Source organism: Mesorhizobium sp. M1A.F.Ca.ET.072.01.1.1 (genome assembly GCF_004023325.1).
In the GTDB taxonomy this organism is placed as follows: domain Bacteria; phylum Pseudomonadota; class Alphaproteobacteria; order Rhizobiales; family Rhizobiaceae; genus Mesorhizobium.
The window spans coordinates 1-11677 of the sequence record NZ_RZSF01000217.1; the positions used below are offsets into that span (position 1 = coordinate 1).

Here is an 11677-nt window from a genome sequence, read left to right on the forward strand (position 1 = left end):
AGCACGCCGATATTGGCCTGCGCGGCGGTGATCTGCGCGTCGGCGCCGGCGAGGGCTGCCTTGGCCTGGTCGAGCGCCGTCTGGGCGTCGTCGAGTTGTGCCTGCGTGCCGACATGCGTCTTGAGCAGCTGCGCCGCGCGGGCCTGTGCGCGTGCCGCATTGTCGGCCGCCGCCTGGTCGGCGATCTTCTGCGCCTGTGCTTGCGCCAGCGAGGCCTGCGCCGCCTTGGTTTGCGCATCGATGCGGTCGAGCGTCTTCGCCAGCGTGGCGATCTGCGCCTCCGCCTGGCCGACCGCGATTTTGTAGTCGCCGTCATCGATGACGAACAGCGGATCGCCGGCCTTGACGCTCTGGTTCTCGCTCACCAGCACCTTGTCCACATAGCCGGAGATTTTCGGCGACACGAACGACATGTCGGCCTGGACATAGGCGTCGTCGGTGGAGATCATGAACCGGCCATCGGTCCAGTAATCATAGCCGTACCAGGAGCCGGCGCCGAGGAGGCCCAGCCCGATGATCGGCAGCAGCAGCGAGCGGACAGAGCGCTTCTTCTTGGCCGGCGCTTCGGCAGGCGCGGGCAGTACAGGCGCTTCCGGAGCTTCGGTCGACGGCTGGACCTTGGCGTTGGGGAAATTGCGGACTTCGGCGGTAGCGGGCACGTTCGAGGACATGATAATCTCTCTGAGACAAGTCAGTCAGACTGAACCGTTCGGTTCGAATTGGCGATTGACATAGCGCGGAAAGAGGCCCATATCAAGAGCAAATCGAACCGGTTGGTTCGAAATATTTCGTGAGGTTTGACTCCGATGGTCGAAACGACAGCCGATAGCGATCTGCTCGACCTGCGCAAAGGCCGTCCCGCGGCCGGGCAGGATCCGATCAAACGGGCCCAGATTATCGAAGGCGCGCGCCGCGTCTTCATCGACAAGGGCTTCGAAGCCGCGTCGATGAACGACATCACGCGCGAGGCCGGCGTCTCCAAGGGCACGATCTACGTCTATTTCGCCAACAAGGAAGAGCTGTTCGAGGCTCTCATCGAAGAAGAGCGCGGCACCATCTTCAAGAATATGTATGAGGTGCTCGACCATTTCGACGACCTGCGCAAGACGCTGGTGAAGTTCGGCATGGTGCTCTCCGCCAAGATCACCTCGGCCAAGGTCATCCAGGCGCAGCGCACCGTGGTCGGCGCTTCCGACAGGATTCCCGAGCTTGGCGCCCGCTTTTACGAGCGCGGTCCCAAGCGTGGCCACGACAAGGTGATGATCTTCCTCAATGAAGCCGTCGAACGCGGCCTGCTGAAGATCGACGATGTCGATCTCGCCGCCTATCAGTTCACCGAGCTCTGCCTCGCCGGCCTCTTCCGGCAGTGCATCTTTTCCTATCGCACCAAGGCACCGAGCCAGGCCGAAATCGAGCATGTCGTCCGCTCCGGCGTGAACGTCTTTCTGAAGGCCTACGGCACCGAGAAGCTCGCGGCCGAGGAGCAGGCCTCGCTCTCGGCGTGAAACCCGCGGCGCGCGGAGCGATTGCGAAGGATCGCGAGGCGCTTTGGCGACGCTCCGCCGCCGCCGCAGCTGACTTCGATGCCACCGGTCACCTTCTTCTTCCAGCCAACTCGAACCGTCGATCGGCACTTTTCGCGGAGCCTTCCGGAAGGGCTTGTTAACCATCGGTTCCTATGTCTCGGGACACGTTTGTTCGACGAATCTCGAGTGTGACATCCATGCGTTTTACCCGTGCCAATCCTTCCGGCGCTTCCGCTTACGGCGACAACGACGACAGCAGCTCGGAAGACGCGCGGCACCATGGCGCTGCCGTGCCGCCGCAGCGGCAAACGGGCCAGGTGGTCACGCTGCGAGCCGCCGCTGACGGCGAATCGAACGCCGCCGATTCGGCTGGCGGCGACGAGTTCGGCGGTCAGGCCTGGCAGCAATATTTCTTCCTCGCGCCCAATGTGCGCTTCACTCGCACGCCGGATTCCGACAAGCGGCCCGCGCCGGAGCCAGTTGATGAAGCGCCGGCCAAGGCGGTGCCTTCCCGCGGCGTTTCCATCCGCCCGGCGCCGCCGGCGCCCCAGCCGACCAATCCGGGCCGGGCAGTCCCCGCCGCGGCCGCCACCGTCCCGGCCAAGCCGCCGCAGGCCATCGTCAAGCCGCAGCAGGCCGGCGCCGCGCCGCTGCGGGCGGCAGCCACTCCGGCGCAAAAGCCGCAGCCGCCGAAATTTCGTTGGTCCTACCTCTCCGACGATGCGTTTTTCGAGTTCAGCCTGCCCTTGCTCGCCGAGCGCCTGGCGCGGGCACGGCTGAACGATCCTTTGCAGACGCCCGCGGCTCCCGCGCGGATGAGTCCTGCGGCGCAACCGAGCTCGTTCCGCCCCGCCGCGATCGGCGAGGCGACCTCGTTCTACCGCGTCATCGAATGGCGCTCGCACGGGCCGGCCGCAAGTCTGGCCCCGCTGACGGCGCCGGTCGATCTGCCCGCGCTCCGGCCCGCTCCTGTGGAAATCGAATCGCGCGCGCCCGCGCCTGAGTCCGTCGCGCCGCGTCCCATCGCAAAGAGCGCCCAGGCCGCGAGACCCGCGCCGTCCCTGCCCGTCGCCGGCAAGGTCGCGCCGCAGCCCGCTTCGGCCGGCTACGAGCTTCCGTCCGAGGAATTGCTGCAGATGCCGCCGGAAGGCCAGGGCTTCTACATGTCGCAGGAGCGGATGGAACAGAACGCGGACCTGCTCGAAAGCGTGCTGGAGGATTTCGGCGTCAAGGGCGAGATCATCCATGTCCGGCCGGGTCCGGTCGTCACGCTCTACGAGTTCGAGCCGGCGCCGGGCGTGAAGTCCAGCCGCGTCATCGGCCTGGCCGACGACATCGCCCGCTCCATGTCGGCCATCTCGGCGCGCGTCGCCGTGGTGCCGGGCCGCAATGTCATCGGCATCGAGCTGCCCAACGAAACGCGCGAGACGGTCTATTTCCGCGAGCTGATCGAATCGGCCGGCTTCCGCAACACGTCGTGCAAGTTGGCGCTGGGGCTGGGCAAGACCATCGGCGGCGAGCCGGTCATCGCCGACCTCGCCAAGATGCCGCATCTGCTAGTCGCCGGCACCACCGGCTCGGGCAAGTCGGTCGCCATCAACACCATGATCCTGTCGCTGCTCTACCGGATGAAGCCGGCCGAGTGCCGCCTCATCATGGTCGATCCCAAGATGCTCGAATTGTCCGTCTATGACGGCATCCCGCATCTGCTCACGCCGGTCGTCACCGATTCCAAGAAAGCGGTCACCGCGCTCAAATGGGCGGTGCGCGAGATGGAGGAGCGTTACCGCAAGATGGCGCGCCTCGGCGTGCGCAACATCGACGGCTACAACCAGCGCGCCGCGGCCGCCCGCGACAAGGGGGAGGTCGTCGTCATGCAGGTGCAGGTCGGCTTCGAGAAGGGCACGGGCGAGCCGCTGTTCGAGGAGCAGGAGATCGACCTCGCGCCCATGCCCTACATCGTCATCATCGTCGACGAGATGGCCGACCTGATGATGGTGGCCGGCAAGGAGATCGAAGGCGCCATCCAGCGGCTGGCGCAGATGGCGCGCGCCGCCGGCATCCACCTGATCATGGCCACCCAGCGCCCGTCGGTCGACGTCATCACCGGCACCATCAAGGCCAACTTCCCGACCCGCATCTCCTTCCAGGTGACGTCCAAGATCGACAGCCGCACCATTCTTGGCGAACAGGGCGCCGAGCAGTTGCTCGGCCAGGGCGACATGCTGCACATGGCCGGCGGCGGACGCATCGTGCGCGTGCACGGTCCCTTCGTCTCCGATCTCGAGGTCGAGCACGTCGTGGCGCATTTGAAGGCGCAAGGCCGCCCGGAATATCTCGATACGGTCACCGCCGGCGAGGAAGAGGAAGAAGATCCGGCCGACACGGGTCCAGTCTTCGACAAGGGCTCGATCGACGCCGAAGATGGCGACGCCCTCTATGAGGAGGCGGTCAAAGTGGTCAAGCGCGACAAGAAATGCTCGACCTCCTACATCCAGCGCCGCCTCGGCATCGGCTATAACCGCGCCGCCTCGCTGGTCGAACGCATGGAGAAGGAAGGCCTGGTCGGCGCGCCCAACCATGTCGGCAAGCGCGAAATCCTTGCCGGCCGGCGCGACCATGCGCCGGAGCGCGACGAGACGGATTGAGCGGGCGTTAGGGCGCGCAGTCAGGTCGGCCGATCGCGGCTGGTCCTGCCCGTCCTTGTTCTATCTGGGGCCCTCGGGGAGAGGTCAGCCGGGCGAAGCGGAGACTGGGTGAGGGGGAGCGCAGTACGCGGCTGCCCTGCTCCAAGGCGAAAAATGCGTCAGCCGCCGTCCGCCACCAAGGCGATCGCCGCGCGCAGATCCTCGAGCCCTGAGGCCTTTTCCGACGAAGTCGCGAGCACCGCCGGGAACGCCGCCGGCCGTTTCTTGATCTTGGCAAGCGTCTCCTCGATCAGCTTCGGCACGCCGGCCGCCTTGATCTTATCGGTCTTGGTCAGCACGATCTGGTAGGACACCGCCGCCTTGTCGAGCAGCGACAGCACCTCCTCGTCCTTGGCCTTGATGCCGTGCCGGGAGTCGATCAGCACATAGACGCGCTTTAGCGTGACGCGGCCTTGCAGATATTCGAAGATCAGCTTCGTCCAGGCATCGACCTTGTCCTTCGGCGCGCTGGCATAGCCGTAGCCCGGCATGTCGACCAGCGCCATCGGCGGCAGGTCGGCGCCTTCGCCGGAGAAGCCGTCCGGCACGAAATAGTTCAGCTCCTGCGTACGTCCCGGCGTGTTGGAGGTGCGCGCCAGCCCCTTCTGGCCGACCAGCGCGTTGATCAGCGACGACTTGCCGACATTGGAGCGGCCGGCAAAGGCTATCTCCGGCGGCCCTTCCGGCGGCAGGAATTTCATCGACGGCACGCCGCGGATGAAGATCCACGCGCGGGTGAACAGCTCCGGCCTTATGGCAGTTTCGCTCGTGGTTTTGTCCGGCGCGTTCAAACGGCGGCCTCCAGCTTGGAAATGTCGGCGCCACGAATGGCGTTGAGGTTGCGGCTGACCTTGTCGACCGGCCAGTTCCACCAGGCCGCTTTCAAAAGCCGTCGCACCGTGAACTCGTCGAAGCGCATCTTCACCACCTTGGCCGCATTGCCGGCGACGATCGCATAGGGCGGCACGTCGTGCGTGACAACCGATTTCGCGGCGACGATCGCGCCATGGCCGATCTCGATGCCCGGCATGATCACCGCATCCATGCCGATCCACACGTCATTGCCGACGATCGTGTCGCCGCGGATCTCTTTCGACCAGGTCTCGGGGTCAAAACCTTCCTCCCAGCCACGGCCAAAAATGTTGAACGGATAGGTGGAGAAGCCGGACATGGCGTGATTGGCGCCGTTCATGATGAAGCGGGCACCCTCGGCGATGGCGCAGAACTTGCCGATGATCAGCCTGTCGCCGATGAAGGGATAGTGGTGCAGCACGCACCTCTCGGCGAATTTGTCCGGGCCGTCGGGATCGTCGTAATAGGTGAAGTCGCCGATCTCGATGTTCGGCGCATTGACCAGCGGCTTCAGGAAGCCGACGCGCGGATGCATCGCAATGGGATGCTTGATATTGGGATTGGGTCCGGTCATCGCGGTCAGTCCGTAGTTGGCAGGCACGAGGCGGCGCCCTGGCGACGCTGTCTCCCGATCAAACTAACGTGATCCGGCTGCAGCACCAACCCGCGCTCAGCGGCTGCCGCGACAGATCACGATCGGGTTGGAAAGCGCGCTGTCGAAACCGCTGCCCTGGTAGACCTGGACGTTGGAGGCGCCGGGCGGCAGCGTGAAACTGCCGTCGACGACTTTCTGGTCGCCGACCGTGGTGTGCAGGGCCCAGCTATAGGTGCAGAACTGCGGCGGAGCCTTGGGTTGCACGTGGCTGCAGTTGAGCTGCGCGCCGCCGAGCATTGCCGCGCCGCCGCAGCTCACCGCTTCCTTGGCGGCGGCCGGAAACGCGCATGTCAGCAGGGCAGTCACGGTCGCGATTCTGAGCCGGTTCGTCTTCATTTTTCGTGCGTGCCTCTGCCGGCCTTCGGTTGCGCCACGTCGGCGCGACATTTGCTCCAGGCGGCTTAGCCGGTCTTGCACACCGCGTCCAGCAGGATTATGTGCATGATGATAATAAGCATGCTCACGAAAACTTGTCTGCCGACTCCGAAGTTCCTCCCATGCCTTCCTCGCTCACCAGCAGCTTCGTCCTGCACGACGTCGCGCGCCTGCCCGGAAAGCGCTTCGAGCAGCGCTCGCGCCGCTCGGGCCTGACCCGCGGGCATTGGCAGGTGCGGGCTTATCTGTCTCGACAGCAAGGCATTCACCTTTCCGCGGAGGCGCGGCAGCAGCTGCAAACACTTTGTCTGATCAAATCCAATCTGTTCGAGGCCTGCGCCCAGCCGGCTGTCGACCGGGAGAAAGTCCATGTCTGAACCAGCCTCACCACGAAAGCCCGCCGAAGGCGACAATGCCGGCGACAGAAGCAGCGACCAGGTCATTCGCCTGGACAGCCAGCGCGAGCAAAGGCGTGCCGCCAATCCGGCGATCGAAAACGATGAGCTGGAAGCGCCTGTCGCGCCGGAACCCGCTGCGCTCGAAGCACCCTCGGCCCAGCCGAAGCCGGCCGCCGTCACGATAGCTTCGCCGGCCCGGGCCAAGCCGCGGCGCAGCCTGACCCGGTCTGTCCTGTTTGCGCTGCTTCCGGTGGCGCTGGCGGTCGGGGGCTATTACTACGTCGTCGGCGGTCAGGTCATGACCACCGACAATGCCTATATCCAGGCGCAGTCGCTCGGCGTCTCCACCGATGTCTCCGGCACCGTGCAGGAGATCGACGTGCATGACAACGAGGCGGTTAAGAGGGACCAGGTGCTCTTCCGCTTGCGGCCGGCCTCGTTCGAGACGGCGCTGGCCGGCGCTCAGGCGCAACTCGGCACGGTGCGCAACCAGGTGTTGACCTTGCAGGCGAGCTACCAGCAATCGCTGGCGCAGATCGCCCAGGCCGAGGCCGACATCCCCTATTACGAGTCGGCCTTCCAGCGTCAGCAGGATCTGCTCAAGACCTCAACCGCCTCGAAGGCGACTTTCGACAGCGCCCAGCACGATCTCATCGCCGCCCGGCAGAAAGTCATCGTCGCCAAGGCGCAGGCGCAGGCAACGCTCGCCCAGCTCGGCGGCGACGCCGACCAGCCGGTCGAGAAGAACCCCTTCTACCTGCAGGCCCAATCGGCGCTGGATGATGCCCAGCGCAATCTCGGCGATTCCGTCGTCAAGGCGCCGTTCGACGGCATCGTTACCAATGTCGATGCGCTGCAGGTCGGCAAGTACCTTCCCGCCTCGCAGCCGGCCTTCAGCCTGGTCTCGTCGACCGACATCTGGATCGCCGCCGAGCCGAAGGAAACCGAGCTCACTTATGTCCGGCCGGGGCAAAAGGCGACGATCAGCATCGATGGCTATCCGGGCGAGGTCTGGCATGGCGAGGTCGGCAGCATCAGCCCGGCCTCGTCCTCGAGCTTCTCGCTGCTTCCGGCGCAGAACACCAGCGGCAACTGGGTCAAGGTCGTGCAGCGCATTCCGATGCGGGTGACGATCGACGACCCGCAAGGCAATCCGCCGCTGCGCGGGGGCATGAGCGCGGTTGTCAGCATAGACACCGGACATGCCCGCGGCCTGCCCGATTTCGTGACCGACCTCTTCAAGCGGTTTGAGCAAAAGTCATGAGCACCGTCGCCACGGGCACGCCTGCGGTCGCCAATCGCGGCGCCATCACCGCCTGCGTCATCCTGGCGGTCATCATGCAGGCGCTGGACACCACCATCGCCAATGTGGCGCTGCCCTATATCCAGGGCAGCGTGTCGGCGAGCGCCGACCAGATCAACTGGGTGCTCACTTCCTATATCGTCGCCGCGGCGGTGATGACGCCGCCTTCGGGCTATCTTGCCAACCGCTTCGGCCGCAAGCGCATCCTGCTGGTCGCCATCACCGGCTTCGTCGTCGCCTCGGTACTGTGCGGCTTTGCCCAGTCGCTGCCGCAGATCGTCGGCTTTCGGCTGCTTCAAGGCCTGTTCGGCGCCGCCCTTGTACCGCTGTCCCAGAGTATCCTGCTCGACATCTACAGCGTCGAGGAGCGCGGTTCGGCCATGGCGCTGTTCGGCGTCTCGGTGATGGTTGGCCCGGTGCTTGGGCCCGTCATCGGCGGCTGGCTGACCGAGAATGTTTCCTGGCGCTGGGTCTTCTACATCAACGTGCCGATCGGCGTGCTGGCTTTCGCCGGCGTCTCGATGTTCGTGCAGGAGACCAAGCTCGACCTCAAGGCCCGGCTCGACTGGTTGGGTTTCGGCATGCTCAGCCTCGCCATCGCTTCGCTGCAGATGTTCCTCGACCGCGGCGAGCAGCTCAACTGGTTCTCCTCGTCCGAGATCATCGTCGAGGCGCTGGTCTGCGCGTCGGCCTTCTATATCTTCATCGTCCACACCTTCACCGCCCGCGACACCTTCGTGAACCCGCGGCTGTTCCTCGACCGGAATTTCGCGGTCGGCATGGTGTTCATCTTCATCATCGGCATCACCTATCTCGCCTCGCTGGCGCTGATGACGCCTTACCTGCAAACGCTGATGGGCTATCCCGTGGTGACCGCCGGCATCGTCATGGGGCCGCGCGGCCTAGGCACCATGGCCTGCATGTTCCTTGTCGGCCGGCTGGTCGGCAAGGTCGACACGCGCTGGCTGCTGTTCACGGGGCTCGCGGTCACCGCCTGGGCGATGTACGACATGACCGGCTGGACCCCGGACGTTTCGCAATGGACGATCATCCGCACCGGCTTCATCCAGGGCGCCGGCTTAGGCTTCCTGTTCGTGCCGCTCACCACCATCACCTTCGCCACGCTGGCGCCGGAACGGCGCGCTGAAGGGACGGGCCTCTACAATCTGTCGCGCAACATCGGCTCCAGCGTCGGCATCTCGGTCGTCACCGCGCTTCTGACGCAGAACCAGCAGATCAACCATGCCAACATCGCCGACTATGTGACGCCCTATAATCCGGCGTTCGGCGATCCGGCGATCGCGCAGGCGCTGAGCCCTTACACCGCCGCCGGCCGCGCCGCGCTCGACGGGCTGGTCACGCTGCAGGCAACGATCATCAGCTATGTCGACGACTTCGAGCTGATGATGTTGCTCTCGCTCGCCGCCATCCCGCTTGTGCTTCTGCTGCGCAAGCCTGGCACACCGGCCAAGGTCGACCACAGCGCCGTCATGGAGTGAGCTGGTGCATGTCGCCCAAAAGCGTGGAGCGGTTTTGGGAAAACGACACTGCATTAAAACAAAGTCCCTAAAGCGCGTCGCGCTTTAGGAGGAAAAACCGGGGTCCCCCCGCGGGACCCCGGCCTGCCGGACGGCCTTCCCAACACCGGCGTCGCTGCGCCGGAAGCCGTCGCGGCTTTTGGGGAGGACCGGGGAAGCTACGAGGCAGGCCATGCCGCAGTTTCGCGGGGGCAGGCCAAATTCCGAAAGACGGCTGCGCGAAGTTCTGTCCGGAGCGCCATAGGGCAAGCCGCCAACGAAAAACCCCGGTCATGCCGGGGTTTTTGGTGTTAGGGCCGGGGTGCCATCTATTCCGCCGGCGATGGTTTCTTGCGGAACATCGCCGCCAGATTGTCCCACAACTCGATCTTGGCGCCCTGGCGCTTCATGATCACGCCCTGCTGCAGGATCGAGAGCAGGTTGTTCCAGGCCCAGTAGATGACGAGGCCGGCCGGGAAGGAACCCATCATGAAGGTGAAGAGGACCGGCATCCAGGTGAACACCGCGGCCTGCGTCGGGTCCGGCGGCGTCGGGTTCATGCGCATCTGCAGGAACATGGTGATGCCCATCACGACCGCCCAGGCGCCCATATGCGGGAGGAAGGCCGGCGGCGCGAAGGGCAGCAGGCCGAACAGGTTGAACACCGAGGTCGGATCGGGCGCCGCGAGGTCGTGGATCCAGCCGAAGAACGGCGCGTGCCGCATCTCGATGGTGATGTAGAGCACCTTGTAGAGCGAGAAGAAGACCGGGATCTGCAGCGCTACCGGCCAGCAGCCGGCCAACGGATTGATCTTTTCCGTCTTGTAGAGCTCCATCATCGCCTGCTGCTGCTTCATCTTGTCGTCCGCGTATTTCTCGCGGATTTCCAGCATCTTCGGCTGCACCTTCTTCATGTTCGCCATCGACGCGTAGGACTTGTTGGCCAGCGGGAAGAAGATGGCCTTGACGATGACGGTCGTGGCCAGGATCGCCAGGCCGAAATTGCCGAAGAATTTGTAAAGCGTGTCGATCAGCCAGAACATCGGCTTGGTGATGAAATAGAACCAGCCCCAGTCGATCAGCAGATTGAACTGGCGAATGTGGCGGTCAGCCTCATAGGCGTTGATCTTGGCGACTTCCTTGGCGCCGGCAAACACTTCGGTTTCGATGGTTGCGGACTGGCCGGCCTCGATGTTGATCGGATCAGTGAGGAAGTCGGATTGGTAGCGATGGCGCCCGTCCTCGAAATAGCCGTAGCGTGGCTGGAAGGGCTGCTTTTCGGTCGGCACCATGGTGACGGCCCAGTACTTGTCGGTGATGCCGAGCCAGCCGTCGGTCGACTTGCCTGGCTTGACTTCCTTGTCCTTCTCGATGGCGGCGTATTTGTATTCCGTCAGCCCCTCGGTGCCAGTAACGCCGATCAGGCCTTCATGCAGCACATAAGTGCTGGCGACCGCCGGCTTGTCGTAGCGCGTGACGCGACCGTAGTTGAACAGGCTGACGGCAGCGCTTCCCGAATTCTGCACGGTGTCCGAAACGGTGAACATATAATCGTTGTCGACCGAGATGGTGCGCTTGAAGGTCAGGCCCTTGTCGTTGGTGTAGGTCAGCGTCACCGGCGTCGACGGGGTCAGCGTCGGATTGCCCTCAACGCTCCACACCGTGTCGGAACTCGGCACCGCGCCGGTCTTGTCGGTGCCGACGAACCCGATCTCGGCGAAATAGCCGGTCGGTAGCGCCTGCGGATTGAGGAGTTGGATCTCGGGCGAATTCTTGTCGACCGTCTCGGTGTAATGCTTGAGCTTGAGGTCGTCCAGGCGAGCGCCGGTGAGGTTGATCGAGCCCTCGAGGCTCGGCGTGTCGATCTTGACGCGCTTGGTCGCGGCAACAGCCTGGTCGCGGCTCTCGACAGTGACTGTCTCGCCGCCAGGTGCGGTCGGGATGGCGCCCGGAGCCGGCGCCGGCGTCCCGGCCGCGCCCGGATTGGTCCCCTGCGCTTCCTTCTTCTGCGCCTCGACGCGCTGCTGCTCGATGCGGGCCTGCTCGCGTTGCTGCTCCATCTTCGGGTTCATGTAGAACACCTGCCAGAGCGTCAGGATCAGCACCGACAGCGCGATGGTGATGAAGAAATTGCGGTTGTTTTCCATCGAAAGCCCTTGGCCTATCGTGTTCCGCGCAGCCGGCGGGAAAGCTCGGCCTTCAACTGGCCGAACGGAATGGCAAGCACGTCTTCGCGCCCGACGATGACATAGTCACTGCCGGGCGCCATGTCATCGGCGGCATGCGTTCGCACGGCTTCTCTCAGCCGCCGCCGGACGCGGTTGCGCACCACGGCGTTGCCGACCTTCTTGGTCACGGTGTAGC

Annotated in this window: 11 protein-coding genes; 5 read left to right on the top strand and 6 right to left on the bottom strand. The window is 64.6% G+C overall.

From position 1 onward, the window contains the following. Window positions 1–671: biotin/lipoyl-binding protein (locus EOA32_RS24970; RefSeq protein ID WP_145971345.1), on the bottom strand; the 671-nt coding region annotated here is incomplete at its 3' end. A 135-nt stretch (window positions 672–806) separates the two neighbouring features. On the opposite strand from EOA32_RS24970, the gene EOA32_RS24975 reads away from it, so the two are divergent. Both EOA32_RS24975 and EOA32_RS24980 read left to right on the top strand, forming a co-directional pair. Continuing rightward, window positions 807–1505 (top strand): TetR/AcrR family transcriptional regulator, encoded by a 699-nt coding sequence (locus EOA32_RS24975; RefSeq protein WP_067323814.1) that lies wholly within the window; start codon window positions 807–809, stop codon window positions 1503–1505. A gap of 218 nt (window positions 1506–1723) precedes the next feature. Continuing rightward, window positions 1724–4174 (top strand): DNA translocase FtsK, encoded by a 2451-nt coding sequence (locus EOA32_RS24980; RefSeq protein WP_128373145.1) that lies wholly within the window; start codon window positions 1724–1726, stop codon window positions 4172–4174. Between the two features lie 158 nt (window positions 4175–4332). Here the strand turns inward: EOA32_RS24980 and yihA are convergent, their stop codons facing one another. The 3 genes from yihA to EOA32_RS24995 all read right to left on the bottom strand — a co-directional run bounded on the left by yihA (window position 4333) and on the right by EOA32_RS24995 (window position 6026). Then, complete coding sequence (gene yihA, locus EOA32_RS24985; RefSeq protein ID WP_189407349.1) at window positions 4333–5004, bottom strand: ribosome biogenesis GTP-binding protein YihA/YsxC; 672 nt, start codon at window positions 5002–5004, stop codon at window positions 4333–4335. After that, window positions 5001–5639, bottom strand: coding sequence for a CatB-related O-acetyltransferase (locus EOA32_RS24990; RefSeq protein WP_067003291.1), 639 nt, complete (start codon window positions 5637–5639; stop codon window positions 5001–5003). Before EOA32_RS24990 ends, yihA begins: the two co-directional genes overlap by 4 nt. Window positions 5640–5735: 96 nt before the next feature. Further along, complete coding sequence (locus EOA32_RS24995) at window positions 5736–6026, bottom strand: hypothetical protein (protein ID WP_245299785.1); 291 nt, start codon at window positions 6024–6026, stop codon at window positions 5736–5738. Between the two features lie 59 nt (window positions 6027–6085). On the opposite strand from EOA32_RS24995, the gene EOA32_RS25000 reads away from it, so the two are divergent. Genes EOA32_RS25000 through EOA32_RS25010 form a run of 3 tightly spaced genes read left to right on the top strand, consistent with a single transcriptional unit; the run spans window position 6086 to window position 9295 of the window. Continuing rightward, window positions 6086–6472, top strand: coding sequence for a hypothetical protein (locus tag EOA32_RS25000; RefSeq protein WP_245499375.1), 387 nt, complete (start codon window positions 6086–6088; stop codon window positions 6470–6472). After that, window positions 6465–7757 carry an HlyD family secretion protein gene (locus EOA32_RS25005; protein WP_128373146.1) on the top strand — a complete coding sequence of 431 codons (1293 nt, stop codon included), beginning with the start codon at window positions 6465–6467 and terminating at the stop codon, window positions 7755–7757. Before EOA32_RS25000 ends, EOA32_RS25005 begins: the two co-directional genes overlap by 8 nt. Beyond that, complete coding sequence (locus tag EOA32_RS25010) at window positions 7754–9295, top strand: DHA2 family efflux MFS transporter permease subunit (RefSeq protein ID WP_067002991.1); 1542 nt, start codon at window positions 7754–7756, stop codon at window positions 9293–9295. Before EOA32_RS25005 ends, EOA32_RS25010 begins: the two co-directional genes overlap by 4 nt. Before the next feature lie 347 nt (window positions 9296–9642). Here the strand turns inward: EOA32_RS25010 and yidC are convergent, their stop codons facing one another. Together yidC and rnpA are read right to left on the bottom strand one after the other, a co-directional pair. After that, the gene (gene yidC / locus EOA32_RS25015) at window positions 9643–11460 is read right to left on the bottom strand and encodes a membrane protein insertase YidC (protein ID WP_128373147.1); all 1818 of its coding nucleotides are present in this window, start codon (window positions 11458–11460) and stop codon (window positions 9643–9645) included. A gap of 14 nt (window positions 11461–11474) precedes the next feature. Continuing rightward, window positions 11475–11677: ribonuclease P protein component (gene rnpA / locus EOA32_RS25020; protein ID WP_128373148.1), on the bottom strand; the 203-nt coding region annotated here is incomplete at its 5' end.

What these genes read in the sequence shown, in the direction of transcription:
- EOA32_RS25005 (WP_128373146.1), top strand. Translation starts at nt 6,465, where the DNA reads ATGTCTGAACCAGCCTCACCACGAAAGCCCGCCGAAGGCGACAATGCC.
- EOA32_RS24990 (WP_067003291.1), bottom strand. Translation starts at nt 5,639, where the DNA reads ATGACCGGACCCAATCCCAATATCAAGCATCCCATTGCGATGCATCCG.
- EOA32_RS24980 (WP_128373145.1), top strand. Translation starts at nt 1,724, where the DNA reads ATGCGTTTTACCCGTGCCAATCCTTCCGGCGCTTCCGCTTACGGCGAC.
- EOA32_RS25010 (WP_067002991.1), top strand. Translation starts at nt 7,754, where the DNA reads ATGAGCACCGTCGCCACGGGCACGCCTGCGGTCGCCAATCGCGGCGCC.
- yidC (WP_128373147.1), bottom strand. Translation starts at nt 11,460, where the DNA reads ATGGAAAACAACCGCAATTTCTTCATCACCATCGCGCTGTCGGTGCTG.
- EOA32_RS24975 (WP_067323814.1), top strand. Translation starts at nt 807, where the DNA reads ATGGTCGAAACGACAGCCGATAGCGATCTGCTCGACCTGCGCAAAGGC.